General features: G+C 43.3%; 15 protein-coding genes. 3 read left to right on the top strand and 12 right to left on the bottom strand.

The annotated features are described in order from the left end of the window. The first annotated feature begins 66 nt into the window (after window positions 1–66). A complete protein-coding gene (locus RH061_RS09875; RefSeq protein WP_311075727.1) occupies window positions 67–1620 on the top strand; it encodes an IS1182 family transposase in 1554 nt (517 codons plus the stop codon). Window positions 1621–1763: 143 nt separating this feature from the next. On the opposite strand, the gene RH061_RS09870 is transcribed toward RH061_RS09875, so the two are convergent. The 5 genes from RH061_RS09870 to RH061_RS09850 form a co-directional block, all read right to left on the bottom strand. Further along, complete coding sequence (locus RH061_RS09870) at window positions 1764–3320, bottom strand: SagB family peptide dehydrogenase (RefSeq protein ID WP_311075726.1); 1557 nt, start codon at window positions 3318–3320, stop codon at window positions 1764–1766. Between the two features lie 11 nt (window positions 3321–3331). Next, complete coding sequence (locus RH061_RS09865) at window positions 3332–5281, bottom strand: TOMM precursor leader peptide-binding protein (RefSeq protein ID WP_311075725.1); 1950 nt, start codon at window positions 5279–5281, stop codon at window positions 3332–3334. After that, window positions 5278–7182, bottom strand: a complete 1905-nt coding sequence (locus RH061_RS09860; protein WP_311075724.1) for a putative thiazole-containing bacteriocin maturation protein — start codon at window positions 7180–7182, stop codon at window positions 5278–5280. Before RH061_RS09860 ends, RH061_RS09865 begins: the two co-directional genes overlap by 4 nt. Window positions 7183–7351: 169 nt before the next feature. Further along, window positions 7352–8611 carry a group II intron reverse transcriptase/maturase gene (gene ltrA / locus RH061_RS09855; protein WP_311070432.1) on the bottom strand — a complete coding sequence of 420 codons (1260 nt, stop codon included), beginning with the start codon at window positions 8609–8611 and terminating at the stop codon, window positions 7352–7354. Window positions 8612–9214: 603 nt separating this feature from the next. Then, entirely contained in the window at window positions 9215–9484 is a 270-nt protein-coding gene (locus RH061_RS09850; protein ID WP_311076344.1) for a heterocycloanthracin/sonorensin family bacteriocin, read from the bottom strand. A gap of 350 nt (window positions 9485–9834) precedes the next feature. Here RH061_RS09850 and RH061_RS09845 point away from each other — a divergent pair, with 350 nt between their 5' ends. Then, the gene (locus tag RH061_RS09845) at window positions 9835–10626 is read left to right on the top strand and encodes a TIGR00266 family protein (RefSeq protein WP_311075723.1); all 792 of its coding nucleotides are present in this window, start codon (window positions 9835–9837) and stop codon (window positions 10624–10626) included. A 212-nt stretch (window positions 10627–10838) separates the two neighbouring features. Here RH061_RS09845 and RH061_RS09840 read toward each other — a convergent pair whose 3' ends face one another. From RH061_RS09840 to RH061_RS09825, 4 genes are all read right to left on the bottom strand, one after another. Next, entirely contained in the window at window positions 10839–12311 is a 1473-nt protein-coding gene (locus RH061_RS09840) for a substrate-binding domain-containing protein (RefSeq protein WP_311075721.1), read from the bottom strand. A gap of 490 nt (window positions 12312–12801) precedes the next feature. Then, window positions 12802–14073 carry an FtsW/RodA/SpoVE family cell cycle protein gene (locus RH061_RS09835; protein ID WP_311075720.1) on the bottom strand — a complete coding sequence of 424 codons (1272 nt, stop codon included), beginning with the start codon at window positions 14071–14073 and terminating at the stop codon, window positions 12802–12804. A 7-nt stretch (window positions 14074–14080) separates the two neighbouring features. Beyond that, window positions 14081–14488, bottom strand: coding sequence for a PadR family transcriptional regulator (locus RH061_RS09830; protein ID WP_311075719.1), 408 nt, complete (start codon window positions 14486–14488; stop codon window positions 14081–14083). Beyond that, complete coding sequence (locus RH061_RS09825) at window positions 14489–15025, bottom strand: sigma-70 family RNA polymerase sigma factor (RefSeq protein WP_311075718.1); 537 nt, start codon at window positions 15023–15025, stop codon at window positions 14489–14491. It lies immediately after the preceding gene. Window positions 15026–15218: 193 nt separating this feature from the next. Here RH061_RS09825 and RH061_RS09820 point away from each other — a divergent pair, with 193 nt between their 5' ends. Further along, complete coding sequence (locus RH061_RS09820) at window positions 15219–16682, top strand: ATP-binding protein (RefSeq protein WP_311075715.1); 1464 nt, start codon at window positions 15219–15221, stop codon at window positions 16680–16682. A gap of 50 nt (window positions 16683–16732) precedes the next feature. Here the strand turns inward: RH061_RS09820 and RH061_RS09815 are convergent, their stop codons facing one another. From RH061_RS09815 to RH061_RS09805, 3 genes are all read right to left on the bottom strand, one after another. Continuing rightward, on the bottom strand, window positions 16733–17059 hold the full coding sequence (locus RH061_RS09815; protein ID WP_311075714.1) for a hypothetical protein: 327 nt from the start codon (window positions 17057–17059) through the stop codon (window positions 16733–16735). A gap of 126 nt (window positions 17060–17185) precedes the next feature. Next, on the bottom strand, window positions 17186–18202 hold the full coding sequence (locus RH061_RS09810; protein ID WP_311075711.1) for an STAS domain-containing protein: 1017 nt from the start codon (window positions 18200–18202) through the stop codon (window positions 17186–17188). Between the two features lie 191 nt (window positions 18203–18393). Beyond that, window positions 18394–19308 (bottom strand): SDR family oxidoreductase, encoded by a 915-nt coding sequence (locus tag RH061_RS09805; RefSeq protein ID WP_311075709.1) that lies wholly within the window; start codon window positions 19306–19308, stop codon window positions 18394–18396. Window positions 19309–19406 lie beyond the last annotated feature (98 nt).

Genomic DNA, 19406 nt, shown 5'->3' with positions numbered 1-19406 from the left:
TACAAGAAAAACCTCTTTTGTTATAATTAAGTCACCACAACCAACTATACAAAAGGAGAGATTTTCTTGTATAAAAATTATAACACAAACCAATTGATCCTTCCAATGGACATTCAAGTTTTGATTCCTCAACAGCACCTTGTTCGATTGATTGATTTTGCCGTCGACCAGATGAACCCCAATATCTTTCTCTCTCTTTATCCTGGTGGAGGACGGCCGCCTTACCATCCTCAAATGATGTTAAAAGTCATTCTTTATGCATATGCCAACCGTATTTATTCCTCTCGACAAATCGCGAAACAGCTAACAGAGAATATTATGTTCATGTGGCTCTCCGGCGAACAGAAGCCTGATTTTCGTACCATCAACCGTTTCCGTTCCGAACGCATGAAAGATGTCATCTATGAGACGTTCTTTTCCATAGTCGACCTCCTTCGGGAGGAAGGACTTGTGAAGCTAGAAGACTATTTCCTGGATGGGACCAAATTGGAGGCAAACGCCAACAAGTATACTTTTGTTTGGAAGAAGTCCACTGAAAAATACGATAAAAAGTTGGACGAGAAATTCCGCCAGATTGTCTTTGGGATTGAACAAATCACCAAAGAAGATGAAGAAGCAGAAAGGGAACAAGATTTTCAGGAAAAGCTCGAAGAGACACCCATCTCTTCTGCAAAAATTGAAGAAACCATTAAAAAGCTGGAAGAGAGACTGGAACAGGATCCAAAAAACAAACCTTTAAAGAAGGCAAAGCGCCAACTGGAAAAAGACCTTCTACCTCGAAAGCAGAAGTATGAACTTCAGAAACAGACTTTTGGAGAGAGAAACAGCTTTTCTAAGACGGATACCGATGCCACTTTTATGCGAATGAAAGAGGACCACATGATGAACGGGCAGTTAAAGCCTGGATATAATGTTCAGATTGGAACAGAAAATCAGTTCATCACCAACTTCAGCCTCCATCAACGGGCTGGAGATCCTGGATGCATGATTCCCCATCTTGAACTTTTGGAAAAACATAACCGCCCGAAGCCAAAGGCCGTTATTGCCGACTCTGGTTATGGAAGCGAAGAGAACTATGCACATTGTGAAGAACAGGAAATAGAAGCGTACATTAAATACAATACTTTTGACAAGGAACAGACAAAGGCATGGAAGGAACAAATTGGCCGAGTTGAAAATATGGAGTATGACGAAGAGCTAGATGAATGGATTTGTGCAAACGGAAAACGCCTGGTTTTCCAGTATGAGAGTCAAAGAAAGTCCGACAACGGTTACGATTCCGTGAAGCGCACGTACCGCTGTACCGATTGTATGAACTGTCCATTCCAAACAACCTGTGCCAAAGACAAAGATACAAAGACCGTACAGGTCTCAGTGAAAAACCAACAACAACGAAAAGAAGTTCGGGAACGATTGGCTGCGGAAGAAGGAAGCCAAAGATACAGGCAGAGAAAAATAGATGTCGAGCCAGTATTTGGGCAGATTAAACACAATCGAGGGTTTAAAAGATTTGGGTTAAGAGGCCTCTCCAAAAATACCACGGATTGGGGTCTTATTTGCGCTGCACACAATCTTTTGAAGTGGGCAGCCAACAAGGAAAGCGAACAAAAATTAGGGTAACTAAGGGGAGGAATATCCCTCTTTCCCTTATAAATCCATCAAATCCAAACCCATAAATTGGATAAAAAGTAAAAGAGGCGACTCTCAGGTCGAATTTATTCAACCTTTTGAGTCAGCCTCTCTCTATCGATTATTTTTCATTCCTAGCTATGCATCCCTCCTTTTAACCATGCCCGTGGACGAAATGAGCCGATGGGAATCTGGATTAAGCTGGTTTCCCGTTCCATTCTATAAAGCTCATCGGCCTTGCTTGCATCGAACCCTAGCAGAGGATGGCCCCCTAACCCAAGAGCGGATGCTGTTAAAAGTAAATTTTGAAGGAGCATTCCTGCTTCCATTTGTAATATCCGGTAGCCTCTGTATCCTAACTCTTCTCGTAAAAAATCTTGATTGCCAGCGATATGCAAGCAAATTGGTATTTGCATGAGGTTTACATTATCAATGGACAACCCTGTTTGTAATCGCAGACGGTGGTCTCCCTGCTGAATTTCTTGTAAAGAATGTTCTGCATGGTTGTAAAAGTAAGCTCCATTTGGGATGCCTTCTACATTATAGAAACAGCCGTAAACCGAAACTCTGGGCTCCTGGCTGCAATAAATTTCGTCCAAGTCATTTCGGTAGGAAAAAGCAGACATCGACTCCTTCAACAAGGACGCTAGCTGCTGCTGACTTACCGGGGACATAATAAAGTCCATTTCTGGAGAAGAACGTTTCTTGCTTACTTCTGCCAAATCAAATGCCAATGATTCCGTTAGCGGGAGACTGATCTGCAGACTTTCCTCAATGTCTCTAGACGGGTTAAAGACCCTAGTAAACGACTTGGTCGACTCCTGTTTTGAGGCTTCATTCAAGGTTATTAATTTCGGAAACTCTAATACTTTTTTTGACCTTTCATATCTTTTAAATTCAATCGGATTCAGTTCCCTTTTCAATTCTTCTGACGTAATATTTTGCCATGATGCTGCTCCACTTGCAGACCAGTTGGTCATATCCACTGACAGCGGAATAATTGAATAGACACTCTCCTCCTCTTCAGATAATCCGAGAAGATGATTGATTGCAGAATCCAGATACTGAAAATAAACACCAGTAGCAAAACCAAAACGTTTTGCCGCTGCCAGCAGCTGCCCCATCAGCACACCAGCATCCAACCCCTGCAGCCGGTAGGAAAAATTATTGTATTTAAAGAAGTTTTTCCAGAACATTGTAGAAATGAATGCCGTCCCAAAGCAGGAAGAGATTTCGCACCGATCACCAAGTGAGGTAGATATATAAGAATCAAAATTTCCAGCCCTAAGCAAAACAAGGCGGTGATGGGCCGGGTCATAGTGGTAAAGCCCTTCTGGCAGGTCTTTAATCTTCAAATATACATAAAGTTCATTAGGGTACAGTCCCCCGCCGGAAGGAGCATGCCTCCTAAAGGTATGGACGGGATCACCATCATCAGAATAAAACGACTCGCTCACTTGTGTAATTCCATAAGCATGCCAGAGGAAATGCCCTATCTCTTCAATACCCGGCCTTGCTGGCGGTTTGTTTTCTGCCAGGGACAAGGGCAGCTCCCCGGACAGCGGCACTACCGGCATTCCTTGATACAGTTTATAGGAAAGAGGAGCGTCCTCCCAGTTCGGTTCCCAGTTTTCCTGATTGGCACGTTCTATATCAAACTGAAGATCATTTAAAAATTGATCAAGTTTCATCCTGCTGCCTCCTAAGGGAACGGATGCGGGAAAGTATTTAGTTCTTCAAATGTCAACGGTTCTTTCACATATCCAAGCTTCATTGGGACGTGGAGCACCCGGTCTAACCCTTTCAGACGGGTCAGATGGTGTCCAAAGGTCATTGGCAGCATCCCCGGTATTAATACTTTCACACAATACAGCCCATTTTTCTCTAATTCAGGAGGAGTCTGGTCGACCACAATGACATTGAGACCCAAATTGCGGAATCCATCCAGAATATCATTCATATCCTCCGTCAAGTCCGCATGACGTGATGCCTTTTGGAAAGCATCTTGAAAGCTCTGTAAAGGCCGGTCATGATCGAGCAGGAAGCCTAAACGTTCCTCCGTCTGCGGCAATCCATACAGCATTCCGTGGTCATCCATCTCTCGCACCAGTGAACCATCATCAAGCATTTGCAAGTACTTCTCCTTGTTCCCTTCCAATTTTTCATCGAGATTAAGCATCATGCCCGCGAGCTCCTGAACAGCACTTTTGGCAGCCTTAACCGGATCAAGATGGGCCCCCGCCGCACAGATAATGTTCAATCCTTTATCCTTCCTGTTTTTTGCCATCGCCCAGACACTTGGAATACCATGCTCCATCGTGCTATTAAATAAATACAAGTCATATCCAGCCACAGCCCTCATCCGCTCCGCCATCAATAACAGTTCTTCATCTTCAGCAGATTGAAGATCTAGACGTGGCAGTTTCAATTTTGAATACCATGACAACAGGAAAGAATCACGCTCGACCACTTCCATGATGCCATAGAAAATCGCCTCTTCCCTGCTTCCGCCAAGAGCGCACCCGTTTGAGGTTTCATAGACAAATCCCGCTGCTCCGCACCCCAGACTATAATAGGATAGAAGCTCCGGCACGAGAATCGGCCGCTCTTCTATAAGAGAGTATCCCCAAACCCAATCTATCGGCCGTTCAGGGTCGAATTTTTCAAATGGAAATCCGGGCTTTTCATATTCTTCATCAGCATGGACACCTACTTCTAATGGGTTCAATGCCTGTTTTTCAAGGTTCCGGTAACTATCATGTACGACTGTCCGTTTCCCGCGGGGCTGAAGTCCGCAGTGTCGCTCAAGTCCTTCCAGGATGGCAGTCAATTCGCTTTCTGCGTAGCATTGAGTCCTGCCGGCTGTACCCTCATTGCCTCCCGAAATCATCGGAAGATTGACGCTCGCATCAGCGAATGGGGTGACCAAGTCGTACATTTTACTATTTAAAAGCCCTGTCCGATTGTCAAAATAATCATCAAAGAGAACTTCCTTCATCTTGTCCAGTGGAGTGCATCGGTAGCTGTTCGGACTAATCTTCAAGCTTTGATTTAATGAGATTTCTGCAAGCGAAGCGGAATCGTCTGGAATCGTACTGCAAAAAAGGCATAGGGAATCGGCCAGGAACGAATGCCAGGATCCCTTCAACGTCTTTAAGTCGGCAAAATACACCCGTCCTGCCGAAAGGCTCTCTTTGCCCGCTAGCACACGGTCTGCTTCGGTTACAATTAAATGAACCAGATGCAGAAGTCCATTTTTCGATGCCCATGGGTCAAAAGCTGTTTCTTCTCCAGCCGCCAGCTTTCGCTTCACCTCCTGCATTTCGCTTCGCTCCTGACCTCCTAGCAATTTCCTCAGATCAGCACATTGCGAACATCCAGGAGTACCAGGCATGACGAGCGGCCCAATGATACCCTCTCCAAACGATACAAAGGCCCGGAGCCATGGACTGCCAGTCTGTTTGACCACTTCTTCCGCTTTCTGATGCGCAACGGGGTTCCAGGTATCATGGAGGACAAGCATTAGCTCTGAATTCTCTGGCAAACCATACTCAAAATCATTCCTTCTGAACACCTGGTAGCGAGATGATAATTCATCAGCAACAGAATCTGCCAGCCAGCCTTCCCCAATTATGACGACGAAGGAACTCAACCCAATCCCTCCTCTCGCAGCGATACACCGAATACGCCTTCAAGCTGCTGGCTGAAAATCGGCTCAAAGTTTAATTCATACACTGACATGTCCGTTCTGTCCTGTTTAAGAACCTCCATCGCCGCCTGTAAAGTTTCACTCTGAATCCTTGCTGAACATTCCGGTAAACTTAAGTGCTGTTTATCTCTTTCCAAAATATGAACCTCTGAGTCTTGCAGAACTTGACATTCAGCTCCTGCTGACTCATTTTGAAAATGAGATAATGCATCCTGCAATGCGCTTCTTAACGCCAATGTTCCATTCAGGCCAACGCTGCCATGCCAGCCTTTCTTCGTTCCGATCCAGAAAACAGGGAAACCATGAACTTCCTTTCCGATCCCTGCTCTCGGTGCTCCCTGTATCGTCGTCAGAGCTTTTAAATAGTAAGCACATCTCTCATCTTCAATCTGCTCTAGATCAATAAGGGAAATGCACTCTTGTTCGCTGAGCTTACGAATATTAAATTTCTTAGCGAGAAAGTTTTGCAGCCCTCTTCCAACAGCTTCCGCAAAGGATTCACCGGCACCCACACCTAAAGTCCGTCCGTTTTCAATTACTTCTGCCAAGCGGGCTGAGTATGCTTCAATTCCAGTTAACGCTGCCTCCGTTCTTGCTTCTTCATGTGTGAATGCCGTGCACACACTTGCTTCCAGTAATTCGGAAGGCCCATCTGACAGCGGATCGGCTGCACGTACCCTGCATTGTGCCAATGGAAGCTGCTTTAGGTCTCCTTCTTCCCACTCATGTAAAATACCGGTCTCTTTTGAAGTCAATAGGCTAAAATATTGGAGAAATTTTTCAGGATCAGGTTTTCTTAGGTCTTGACCGAGCCGATTTTCAAAATTCCTCACTTCCAAGCATGAGTAATCTCCAGTTACTTGCGGATGTGGTGAAACTCTATGCCAGCTTCCCTCAAGCGTTTCTAAATTCAGCAAATAGATCCGGTTACTTTGTTCAGCTGTCGTGACGCCGGCAAGTTTTTTATATAATTCAAAGGTAATGACATTCGCCAGCAATGCTCCAGTGGTTATGGAAAGCACCGTGTCCTTCTGTTCTTTTTCTAAAACCGAGGAATGCAGTCGCCTCCACGCCGACTCCCAGCATAGCTCTGAATCAGGATCAAAAATTGGACCAGCCAGGCCTGTTTGCTTGAACAGGATGGCGGGAATGAATGTTTTCCTCTCCTCTTTACAAATTAATTGCAAGAGCCTCAGTTCTTCGACATTGCCATTTTGTGAAACATATAGGACAGAGTCGAAAGGCCTCAGCAACTCGCTCCAATCCTTACTGTTAAACTCCTCGTATTCCACCTCACAGTCAGTTTTACGTGCATGATTCACAAGCTCAGCCAACCTTTTTCTATTGGTCGGGATTTCCTCTGTAATAGAGACACAAAGTTTCTGCAGACCGGATTCCAGCATAGTGGAAACAAGAGAATTCAACATGGGACCGGAGCCGACGGCCAGTACCTTTGCATTGCGGAATGCCTGGAACCTTGCTGCCCCGGAACCAGCCAAATTATCGGCATACTCTATTTGCGAGGCGAATTTATTCCTTACCTGCTCCGATAATTGATGCTTGTCATCCTGGCTCACATCCCGGACAAAACCATTCTCTAATAGAACCCCAGCAATTTGATAAACGCGCTCCCTGTAAGGTTCAGGCAGCCCATCTGTCAATTTTGCAAGCGGATACTCCCCGTTAAACATTGGCAGCAGCTTTTCAACCCACTGATCAATTCCATTTCCTTCAAGTCTGAATGAACATGAATTATTCCTAAAATACACACTCCGATTTGGTTCTGCGAGATAAAATGTATCTCTTTTCACCTTCAATATCATAGAAGGGTCCAGCTTCACCATCTCACTCCTCCTCAGGCACAAATGCCTTTACTATCCTAGATAGACTGTCATTATCATCGTATGTACCTCAATTTGTCCCTTATGTCTCCCATATAATCGAGTAGGAGGGGGTGACTAACCCCCGACCTCTCACACCACCGTACGTACCGTTCGGTATACGGCGGTTCAATTAAGTGTGACGTAGAAATTCATATCTTTGATATAGACTTTTGAGCCCTCGATGACTCCAATAAGAGTTATCGAGGGTTTTGTGTAAGATTGGACTTGAGGCAATTCTCCAAAATTTCTTTCTGGAATTTCCCCATTCGTATGCCTTTTGGTCTGGAACGCCAAGACTTTTGAGTTTTCTTACTCTTGTCTTCGGGTTCTTCCATTGTTTCCATTCAATCATACGGAGTCTTCTTCTAATCCACTCATCAAATTCTTTGAATTTACTTGGTGTATCAGCTAATGCAAAATATCCACACCATCCCGTTAGAAATTGATTCAATTTCTCAATTCTAACTTCCATGGGGATTGGTTTAGAACGGGATGTTAACTTTCGTATTTTAGCTTTTAGCCTTTTAACACTTTCGTTGGCTATTCGAACCTTCGGTTTCTTATTAACCGTAAAGCTAAAGCCAAGGAATTTTCGTTTCCACGGGCGGTCAACCGCTGATTTCCCTCTGTTTACTTTGAGCTTTAATTTCTGCTCAATGAAGCATGTAATGGAGTTCATTACTCGTTCTCCAGCTTTCTTCGATTTCATGTAAATATTACAATCATCGGCGTATCGGACAAACTTGTGACCTCTCCTTTCTAGTTCTTTATCAAGCTTATCCAAAAGTATATTCGAAAGAAGAGGGCTCAGGGGACCTCCTTGTGGTGTTCCTTCTTCTGCATCGTAGACTACACCATTTATCATGATTCCTGCTTGGAGATATTTTCGAATTAGCTTCAAGACCAATCGGTCTTGGATTCTGCTTGCCAATATCCCCATCAGCTTGTCATGATTCACTTTGTCAAAGAACTTCTCCAAGTCCATGTCAATCACCCATCTGTAACCTTCACTTATATATCCCCTTGCTTTACGTACAGCGTCATGGCCTCTTCGGCTTGGCCTAAACCCATAACTATGTTCCGAGAAGGTTGGGTCAAAAAGCGGAGTTAAAACTTGGGCGATTGCCTGTTGGATGAAACGATCTATCACGGTAGGTATTCCAAGTAACCTTACTCCACCGTTCGGTTTCGGGATTTCGACTCGACGTACTGGGTTAGGTTGATAGGTACCTTTCCTTAAAGAATCACAAAGGGTGTCCCAGTTCTCATAGAGATGTCTTCGTAGGGATTTTACGGACATTCCATCTATGCCGTGACTCCCTTTGTTCTTCTCCACACGTTTAAGTGCTTCTATTAAGTTTTCCCGTGATAGAATCAGATTCATTAACATGTGATATTTCCTTTCGACGTGAACGTAGAAATCTAATTATGTTATTCCTGCTCCACCCTCATGAAGTCCCCTGTGGATTCACCACTTCCTCCTTCAAGTAAGTCCTTTCGGATTGTCTGCTTCTACACAGGAATTGTATGCCTAGTTCTCGTTCTTCCTAATTGTTCAGTCCTTCCCTTACCGTCTCGAGCCGGTAAAGTACTATGACCTCTGCTGACTTCTGATTGTTCAGCTATCTATTGCTAGATAGGTTACCAAGTGTACTTGGCTTTCCAATCAGACCTCCCCGGGTAAGAGTACAGTCTTTCCCTCCATCTATCTGCTTCATTTACTCTGTACCACCTTCGGCAGTAAGGACTTTGTTTTGTTCTGCAAACTCATCCAATGGTACCTAGCCTTATATGAAGTTCGTGTTCCTCAGACCGGAGGTTTGCCGCTCGCTTCCTTCAGATTCCGCGTCACCGCGGACACCCTTGCGTTAAGCTAACCACTACTACTGCCTTCATGGCTCGGGACTTACACCCTATAGACTGCACCCATGCCGGGCGCACAGAACAAAGCCCCCGCGAAAATTCGCAAGGGCTAAATCCTGGTTTGTCTAACTTAACCTCGATGGCAGCGGCCACAACCTCCGCAACGGCCGCAACGTCCACAGCCTCCGCAGCGGAAACATCCACCACAGCGGAAACAACCTCCGCAGCTAAAGCAGCTAAAGAAGCAAGAAAATCCGAAACAACCGCCAAAACCGCCCAACCCTACGCCTAGAAAACGCTCATCACCGGAATGGTACTGATTCTGATCCCAGGTTACCGGCTGAGTTGCCTGGAAATCACCGACATTCAGCATTTGCAGTTCATTCTGAAAATTATTCATCAATATTCTTTACCTCCTCGTAAAATCAGGGCACCAAAAACAAGTAGCAACGTCGAGCAATATCGGATATATTCCTGTATACATAGTACAAACGAAATTAATAAGAATACTCTTCATCAATTTATGTAAACGGAAGGGCCATTGTCACATATGCAAAAGCCTATTTTAGGTGGGGAGAGTTCTATATAAGTAAAAATCGTTGAAACTTACATTCCTTACAAGCAGTCCCAGGGTATAAAGCAACACCATCGAAAATTGAAATACTCAACTGATGCTTTTAAAAATATTCCAACCTTCATCGCAACGTTGTACAATGAACATGTAATGTCAATTGTTTAGGAGGGAAAGTCATGAGAAACCACGAAATTGATTATAAAATTTATGGCGATGACATGCAGTTTGTTGAGGTTGAGCTGGATCCGAATGAAACGGTTGTTGCTGAAGCTGGCAGTTTGATGATGATGGATCAGCAAATCGAAATGGAGACCATTTTTGGCGATGGATCCGGAAGCGGTGGCGGTTTGGTTGGCAAGCTGTTTGGAGCTGGAAAAAGGTTATTGACGGGAGAGAGCCTATTCATGACCACATTCACGAACACTGGCCATGATAAGAAGCATGTATCCTTCGCCTCACCTTACCCTGGTAAAATCATTCCAATGGATTTAAGCCAGAATGGCGGCAAGATTATCTGCCAAAAAGACGCTTTCCTCGCTGCAGCCAAAGGCGTCTCTGTCGGGGTTGAATTTCAGAGGAAGCTTGGAGCAGGATTCTTCGGGGGAGAAGGCTTCATCATGCAGAAGCTTGAAGGAGACGGAATGGCATTTGTCCACGCAGGCGGAACGATACATAGAAGAGAACTTCAGCCAGGAGAAGTCATCAAAGTCGACACAGGCTGCCTTGTTGCCATGACGAGCGATGTGAATTATGACATCGAAATGGTAAAAGGAATCAAAACAGCACTATTTGGCGGTGAAGGACTATTCTTCGCAACGCTTAGAGGACCAGGTACTGTTTGGATCCAATCACTTCCATTCAGCCGCCTTGCCAGCAGAGTATTTGCCGCCGCTCCACAAGGTGGAGGGCAGAACAAAGGCGAAGGCAGCGTCCTCGGCGGAGTCTTCAGAATGCTTGATGGTGAATGATCAATACAAAAAGGGATGGAATCTGTAAAAACAGAACCATCCCATTTTTATGTTCAGAAAGGCTAAGGTTCTGACTTGGCAGCCCAATGATTTCACTAATCTAGCAATCTGCTTTTACCGTTTTCACCCGTTAAGCACTTTTTCGGGCAATGCAGCGCCCCTGCTTTTACCGTTTTCACCTTCTGGGCACTATTTCGGGCAATGTTTCCAGTTCACTTATTGCCTTGCCCTTCCAATGGAATATATCCAATTTCCTCAACCAGCTTTTGGCCCTGAGTCCCCTGCATCCATTCAAGCATAGGCTGCACCGATTTTTTCGGATTATCCTTCACGGTGATGGCATATAGGTTGACTACGTAAGGATATTTTTCGGACGCGATATTTTCAGGTGTTGGCTCAATTCCATCCAGTGAGACTAACTTGATTTTTTCATTTGGATTCATGCCGGTTGTGAAAAAGCGGAATGAGTAGCCGAGTGAGTTATTGTAGTTGCGGTAACTGGCAACCTCCTCCATCAAATCACCCATTCCGGCCACTTCTTCTTTCAGCGCCGGCATCAATGGTGTATTTCCCATGAATTTTTCCATGATCGTTTGACTTCCGGAGTCTGCCGGCCGCTGGAAAGCGATAATCTTATTATTCTCCCCGCCCACTTTATTCCAATTGGTGATTTTACCTGAGTAAATTGATTTTAGTTCTTCTGAAGTCAGGTTTTCGACAGGATTTTTCTTATTTACAAAAAAAACAAATGCTTCTTTTCCAATTGGAGTTAGCACGAGCTCCTTACCCTTGCTTTCTGCCAGGCTTTGTTGCGAAGCAGAAGGCTGGGCGCCAAAAAATATATCCACCTCTCCTGACACCAGTCTTTCAAAGGCATAAATTGTGTTCGTAAAACTAACAATCTCTTCACCAGTCGGCAGCGCGTTTTTGTTTCTGATATCCTGGTATGTCGCATTCGCAAATGCCGCATAAACTGGATAAGCAGCTTCCGCTCCATCCAAAATCGGCATTTCACTTTGAGTATCCACACTAAAACTCGCCGGGCCTTCCAGCTTAGGCAATTTATTATTTGGATTCGTCACATAATACGGTTCAAGGTCAACGCTCGAGAAGCCATTGCCATAATCAAACCCATAGGACGGCGGAAGGATATGCTTGCTCCGTTCAATATAGATTGTACCCATCACAGCCAATAGCAGGATTATGACACCCATTCCCGCGAATAGATTCCTTTTTCTGATGATCACTTTCGTCTTGCTTCTCCGTTCAGACACAATGAAACCAATCAAAAAGAATAAATAATAAGCAAAAGGAACAGCAAATGCGTGAATGAATTCCCCCATCAGTGCTGAAATAAAGGAATTGGGTAAAAACGGGAACAGCGCGAATACGAATATTCCCCAAACCTGATGACCGAAAAATCCTTTGGAAATAATCATCCCTATCGCAGCAAGTAGCACCGTCAAAAGCAGCGGTATATATACAGGTAGGTACCTGCTATAAAATGAGGCCGCCTGCGGTCTTTTACCGTAACGAAACCCTATAACCAGTGCCACTAAAGAGATTATGACTAACATTACCAGCGGACCGAACTTCTCAATCGGCAAAACCGCAAACCCCAAAAAAGATAGAAAAAGAGGAACAAGCATTAAGTAAATCGCTAAAAACCCAATATCCTTTTTCATGCCAAAGACCCCCAAGACCCATTATTATTTAGTGTAATTTTACACTAAATGAATAATTTAGTAAATATATAATTATTAATCTTTTTAAAAACAGAAGAAGATGGACAAGAGCATTTTAATATTGACCATTAGCGACATAAATTAAGAGAATAGCTGTAAAACGGATGACAAGAAGCTCTATTGGTGACCTGAATATCCAGATTTTGAGAAAACAAGGCACCAATAAACGCTATTGGAGACCCAAATTTCCAGTTTTTGATAAAACAGGGCACCAATGAGCACTATTGGTCACCTAAATTTCCATTTTTCGAGAAAATAGGGCACCAATGAGCCCTATTGGTGACCTAAATTTCCAGTTTTCGAGAAAATAGGGCACCAATGAGCCCTATTGGTGACCTAAATAATAAGGAAACGAAAAAATTGGTCACCAATGAAACCCCGACCCCACAAAAAAGAGAGGAACCATATAGAATACGCTCCTCCCCCATTATCAAACAGTTCTATTAAGAATTAAATCCTTCCTCCGATATACACTCAGAACGACTCCCATAATAAATACATTAAATATCATCGGAATAAATCCATAACTAATGAATGGCAATGACATGGACGTCAAAGGAAGCAGCCCAACCATCATTCCAACATTATAGATGAATTGGACGAGAAACAAGGTAACCCCGCCAACAAGCAACAGGTGTCCGAAACGTGAGTTGATCTGTAAGGAAATCATGACAATCCTCGCTGCAAACAGCGAAAGGATCACGAAAAGTCCAATTGCGAATAAATAACCGTAGTGATAAGTCAAATTGACAAAGGCGTAATCTGTGTGTTCAAATGGCAAGGCTGCACTTTTAGCTGCAGAACCGAACCAGCCGGCAGAAGCTAAACGTTCTTTCAGCTTCAGGTATGTATATCCCCATGTGGACGGATATTTTTCAGGATGGAGGAAGCCTAATATCCTGGCAAACTGATATACTTGTACAGTTGACCAGGCAAAAATACCAAACAAGGCAGCTCCCAAAACCGATATTACCGTTATTATGGCGGCGGCTTTCCGGCTGATCCTGCTCCACCACATCATGACAAATACCATCACAATATAAATGAAACTAACGACCAAATTCGGTACAGCCATTAATAAAAGCAGGGGTAATGCAAATAAGATGAAGTGCTGCCAGAGCTTGATTTTCGGGTTGTTGAAAAATGAAGCCCAGCCCAGAAACAAAAATGGCAGTGCATAGTAGCTCTCAATCTGGAACGGGCCAATCATAAAATATGGGACTCCATTTATGATTGTATTTGGGATCGTTATTAATAAAAATAAAAATACTACTCCGATTGAATAAAATACCCAGCCTTTGTTTTCATATTTTCGATAATCAATAAACATCATAGCTGCTGCAATCATTACACCTAGTAACACATGAATAGCTTTCATCACTAAATAACCATCTGATAACTCATCACCCAATGTGACCAACGGCAAAAAGCTCAATCCCATCGTTATCGCCAGCAAACCAATCAGCCACCAGTCAATCTTCGGTTTATGAAGTTTATTCATTTCATGTCCAAGCTTGGACGGACTTCCCATTTGGTTTACCGCTTTTTCCTCCGCCTCTGCTTCACTTAAGCCCTTCCCCATCCATTCCTTCTTCACCTGCTCGAGATGATATTCCAACTCAGACGCTACAAATCTCTTCGCTTCCTTAGAGCGGATGTGATTCGTCACTTCACTTAAAAAATGGTTCCATCTATTATTCATAGCACTGTCACTCCTCCAGCAATCCTTTCATGACGATTCGACCGGCAGCCGAAGTTTTCTCCTGCTTACGAAGATACTTCCTCCCTTTGTCGATGATCTGGTAAAATTTTGTTCCTTCACTATCCCAGCAGGAAGCAATCAACCGTTTTTGTTCCAGCATATGGAGAATGGTATATAAGGAACCTTCATTGTCCTCAAACTTTTTGAAGCCTCTGGACCTTAGCAGCCCGGTCAATTCATAGCCAGTTTTTTCTTGAAGAAGCAGTTGAAGGATGGCTAATGTGATTACCTCATCACCCTCAGCTGGCATGTTAATTTGTTTATGAATCTCTTTTCTCATTCTTTCTGAAAAACTTAATTCTTTAAAAGTAGACTTCTCCATGGATTTTCGGAGCTTACTCAACCGGTTTTCCATTTACATTTCCTCCAATCTTTCCTTCAGGAGTTCTTTTGCCCGTTTCAAACGGGTTTTAATGGTATTTTCTTTCACCTCTGTCACGAGGGAAATTTCCCTGATTGACATCTCTTCAAAATAGAACAGGTAAATCACTTCCCGATAATTTACCGGCAGCTCCATGACCGCTGATGCCAGCTGATCATCTTCTTCATCCTGAATGACGGTTTGCTCGACACTATCACTCTGGATGGAATCATAGAGAGGCTGATAATCGGTCGTGAAAACATTCTTGTTATACCAGCTCTTCAAATAGTCCTTGCAATGATTAGAAGCTATTCTCCAGAGCCAGGTGCGGAACTTCGATTTCCCGCTGTATGTATGAAGCGATTTATAACATTTTACGAAAATCTCCTGAGTTAAATCTTCAGCGATTTGCTTATTTTTCACATAAGAAAACGAGAGCTGCAGAATCTCTTGCCCGTATCTATTCATAATTTCATCTATTGCCTCTGCACCATTCTCGATTACGTTGATCTCTGCTGTTATTTCATCCACAACCGTTCCCCCTTCGTAGTTATAGACGACACTCCGTTAAAAAGGTTTTAGGAATATAATACAGGATAAAAGTTCTAATTTTTAAAAATTTGCAATAATATTCGTTCCAAATCTCTTTCATCTTGTAAAATAAAGAGAGGATTTCAATACCAAATACATATTTTACAGAATTAATAGTTAGGGAGGCTTTTTTATGATAAAGGAAGAAACTCAACAAGCCTATGCCCCAGAAATAAACGAAATACATGATATAAGCTTAGCACTGACCAACGCAAATGATTTTCTCTCCAGTCATTTTCTGGATGGAACCTTTACCTATGCGGCCCCATCCTGCGAGACTCTTTTAGGTTACACATCGGCCGAGCTCCATGGAAAATCCATTTTCAGCTTTTGCCATCCATTGGATCAGGATAAGCTGGAACAGTACTTTTCTTCTTATCAGTCTGGAGAGATTTTGTTTCGATTCAGAAGAAAAGAAGGGGATTATCTCTGGCTGGAATCGAGCAGCACGAGGGGTCCTTCTCAGTCCGAATTAGTACTTATTTCTAGAAATGTTACCCAGCGTGTAAATCGAGAGGGGAAATTAAAAGAACATCAAAGGAGAGATCGGTTATTCCTTGAACATTCCAAGGATACGATGGGGATCATTACTAAAAATGGAGTATGGACTTACATTAATGTGCAGGGAAAGAAATTGATGGGCGCGACCAGTTTTGATGAAATCATTGGTACATCTTTATATGATTACATTGACCCGCAAGATTATAAGCTGCTGAAAGAAAGCTTGGATTCAAGAAACTCCAGCGACTTTGAAATCAGTTTGATCCGAAAAGATAATGATTCGAAGAGGGCTGAGGTGCAGCTCATTCCGACAGTCTTCAAGAACAGGGACGTTTCCCTTATCATCATCAAGGATATTACAGAACAAAGGAAAACGGAGGACCAGCTGCAGGTAGCTGAAAAACTGTCGGTGATTGGCCAGATGGCAGCTGGGATTGCTCATGAAATCAGGAATCCGCTGACTGCTATAAAAGGCTTTACCCAGCTTTTGAGCGAGCATCCAGCAGAAGAAGCAGAAGATTATGCCGAAATCATCCTTGATGAGCTGGCCCGCATAGAGTCAATTGTCGGAGACTTACTTGTGCTAGCAAAACCACAGGCTTCCAATCTATCTCATGTAGATTTGATTTCGCTTGTAAATGGCGTTGTGAATTTGCTTAATCCCCAGGCAACACTGTCAGATGCCTTCATTAAGATTCAAACGGATACACCTGAATTATACCTGGAGTGTGAACCCGATAAAATAAAACAGGTGTTAATCAATCTTATACAGAATTCACTCGAGGCCATGACAAAATCAGGAGAAATTCTCGTTGACATCTCAAAAGATTGTGGACATGCTTCGATAAAGGTCATCGACCAGGGCACTGGAATTCCGGAAGACCGGCTGAACAAACTAGGTGAACCCTTTTATAGCACAAAGGAAAAGGGCACCGGACTCGGCTTGATGATTTGCCAGAAAATCATCAAAAACCATGGCGGCAAAATCGAGTTCACAAGCATCGTCGATGAAGGAACAACCGTTATGATTACTTTGCCAATTAAAGATAACCCCTTCGGCCACGAGGAGCCAGCCGAATTTGAAGATACCTTGTAAACTGTATAATAAAAGCCAAAACGAGTTCGGCTTTTAAGAAAAAAAGGCGACTAGCGGAATGTTTGATCTTCCCTTAAACTTTCCGCTTCGCCTTTTACCATGTCTATGTAATGCTCCTTTTTAAAAGGGTGAGTGTACTTACGAATCCTTCTAAGGCTCCCTCTTGTTACTGTTTTATTATTATGAATATCCACGATAACAGTTAAATAGATTTCCCCGTCATGTTTTACTATTCCCGTGACTTGGCTCTTTTCCATGTCCACTTTATATTCAGGGATAATTTTTAATGGGGCAAAAGAAGTCCAGCCTGCACTATTCGGTTTTATTCTAAACAACCTGAATCGGAAACTCCTATAGAATTCTTTAAGTTTGTTCATATAAATCCACCTTGTATTCCTCTTTTATACTCATAAAGAAACAGTCCAATTCTTTTTCGAATGAGGACTGCTTTTTGTTAGGATCAGTTAATTTTCTGTTCTGAACAGCTAAAGGATTTACTTTTCTCAAACGATTCTGCGGCCGCTTTTACCAAGGGCATAGTAAATGCCATGCTGAAGAGTTTGCATGCATTCATATTTTTTCAGGTGAGTCAGTGTGTGGGATATTGTCATGGCCAATTCTGCCGATATTCCGACCAGGATGACTTCTACACCGAGGAGGCGTGCAGCTGATCCCAATTTATCGATTAATTCTGCCGTGTAACTAGAAATGTCTTTATTCAACCCTGTTAAATCGAGAAGAACGTATCTTGCCTGGTATGTCGGCAAATGGTTCAATGTGTTCTGAATCAGGTCTTCCGCTCGATCTTCATCATATCTTCCAATCAAAGGAACCACGACGATTCCATCAAGTACCGGGATTAGCGGTGAAGAAAGCTCTTTTACCAGATTTTGAAGTGCTCTCGTTTTTTCTTCTACCAGTGCCTCAAGCTGCATAATTTGTTCAGCCTCTTGCTTCCTGGCCATGTTCCGGATATTTTGCTGAATATCGACCTCAGATGGGAAGTATTCGACAATTGTATATTCATTATTGGCACTTTGATGCTGAATTATTTTATACCAAAACTTCATCCCAAATAGACCTGTAAATACACCAGCATAATGTGCGGGCACAAAAATACCGTCTTTGGGCTGTTCACTCAGATTATTCATTTTATATTCCCAGTCATCCTTGATATATAAAGTGAATGCATTATTTTCCTGATCGATTTCATTAACTTTCACATATCCCCAACCAGCAGGAACATACGTGTTTGACAGCCAATCGACTACATTGGAGGTATCAATATTTTTCATTTCCTTGAACCCTTCGCCCACTATGATTCCCTGACGGAAACCTGTGGCTTCAAGAACAAGGTTCGTAGCTTCTTCACCAGAAATTTCATTAATTGTATCGAAGAAGGTTTTCATGGCAGACACCCAGAAAAATACGACATCCCCTCCTTCAAACAATACCTTTCCACTCGCTAAATCCCACTTCAATTCCACACCGCCAACAACAAGACTCTTTTGCATCTCCATTTCATTCACCTACTAGTAATAGAATTATGTAAAAAAGAAAATTGAGATTTATTATCAATCATTTATTCGACTTATTATCTTTCAATTCCTCCCAAATTCCTCAATTTTGCCGGAGTATGTATGAAACGCAACCATCAAAGCGTAAATAACTTTTGAAATAAAAAAGCATGAGATGGATTCCCATGCTTACGTCACGATCCTGTTACCTGTCCCCCATTTACATGGAGTGTCTGCCCCGTGACGAAACGCGAATCGTCGGATGCCAGGTATACGAAGGTCGGTGCAATTTCGAATGGCTGGCCTTGACGTTCCATCGGATTTCCGGCAAGAGCTACCTGGTCTGCCGAAAAGCTTGATGGAATCAATGGCGTCCAGAACCTTCCTGGTGCAACAGAATTAACTCGAATGCCCCTATCAACCAGGTTATTGGCCAATGCTCTCGTAAAACCGACATTCGCAGCTTTTGTTGCACTGTAATCAATCAGCTGGTCGTGACCGTAATAGGCAACGACCGAAGCCGTGTTAATGATGGAACTTCCTGCTTTTAAATGGGGCAGAGCAGCCCTGGTCGTATAAAAATGAGAGTAGATATTGACCTTGAAGGTATCATCGAACTGTTCATCTGTTATATCCAGAAGACTCATCTGTTGAAATTGGATGCCAACATGGTTGCAGAGAATATCCAGCTGATTGAATGTCTCAACTGTTTTCTCAACAATGTCGATACATTGCTGTTTGTTCCGCAAATCACCTGGCAAAAGCAAGCAGCGCTGGCCGACCTCTTCAATTCTTGTCTTCGTGCGGCTGGCATCTTCATGTTCATCCAAGTAGGCAATTGCCACATCAGCCCCCTCTTTCGCAAAAGCGATCGCGACTGCCGCCCCCATTCCACTGTCCCCACCGGTAATCAGCGCGACCTTTCCTTTTAGTTTCCCGCTCCCTTTGTAATGGGGATTTTCAACAATCGGCCGTGGAATCATCAGACTCTCCACACCAGGCTGACGCAGCTGCCTCTGTTCAGGAACCGTAAGGGCCACTTCCACATATTGAGTAATCTTGCCGTAATTCGGATGCATCGGGTAGGTTTGCTTTTCATCGTTCGACATCAGTAACCTCCTGAGACTTTACATTCTGAATCAGGATATGTTGGGCAGATGCCTATCGTGCTTGGCAATGAAAGGTGTCAAACTTGCTGTTGCTGAAT

It is taken from the genome of Mesobacillus jeotgali, from assembly GCF_031759225.1.
GTDB classification, from domain to species: domain Bacteria; phylum Bacillota; class Bacilli; order Bacillales; family Cytobacillaceae; genus Mesobacillus; species Mesobacillus jeotgali_B.
This window is presented reverse-complemented; position numbering and strand designations above follow the sequence as displayed.

Excerpts from the sequence above, each read along its gene's own strand:
- RH061_RS09845 (WP_311075723.1), top strand. The coding sequence starts at position 9,835 with ATGAGAAACCACGAAATTGATTATAAAATTTATGGCGATGACATGCAG.
- RH061_RS09810 (WP_311075711.1), bottom strand. The coding sequence starts at position 18,202 with ATGGAGATGCAAAAGAGTCTTGTTGTTGGCGGTGTGGAATTGAAGTGG.
- RH061_RS09835 (WP_311075720.1), bottom strand. The coding sequence starts at position 14,073 with ATGAATAATAGATGGAACCATTTTTTAAGTGAAGTGACGAATCACATC.
- RH061_RS09830 (WP_311075719.1), bottom strand. The coding sequence starts at position 14,488 with ATGGAAAACCGGTTGAGTAAGCTCCGAAAATCCATGGAGAAGTCTACT.
- RH061_RS09805 (WP_311075709.1), bottom strand. The coding sequence starts at position 19,308 with ATGTCGAACGATGAAAAGCAAACCTACCCGATGCATCCGAATTACGGC.
- RH061_RS09840 (WP_311075721.1), bottom strand. The coding sequence starts at position 12,311 with ATGAAAAAGGATATTGGGTTTTTAGCGATTTACTTAATGCTTGTTCCT.
- RH061_RS09815 (WP_311075714.1), bottom strand. The coding sequence starts at position 17,059 with ATGAACAAACTTAAAGAATTCTATAGGAGTTTCCGATTCAGGTTGTTT.
- RH061_RS09850 (WP_311076344.1), bottom strand. The coding sequence starts at position 9,484 with ATGAATAATTTTCAGAATGAACTGCAAATGCTGAATGTCGGTGATTTC.
- RH061_RS09820 (WP_311075715.1), top strand. The coding sequence starts at position 15,219 with ATGATAAAGGAAGAAACTCAACAAGCCTATGCCCCAGAAATAAACGAA.
- RH061_RS09870 (WP_311075726.1), bottom strand. The coding sequence starts at position 3,320 with ATGAAACTTGATCAATTTTTAAATGATCTTCAGTTTGATATAGAACGT.
- RH061_RS09860 (WP_311075724.1), bottom strand. The coding sequence starts at position 7,182 with ATGGTGAAGCTGGACCCTTCTATGATATTGAAGGTGAAAAGAGATACA.
- ltrA (WP_311070432.1), bottom strand. The coding sequence starts at position 8,611 with ATGTTAATGAATCTGATTCTATCACGGGAAAACTTAATAGAAGCACTT.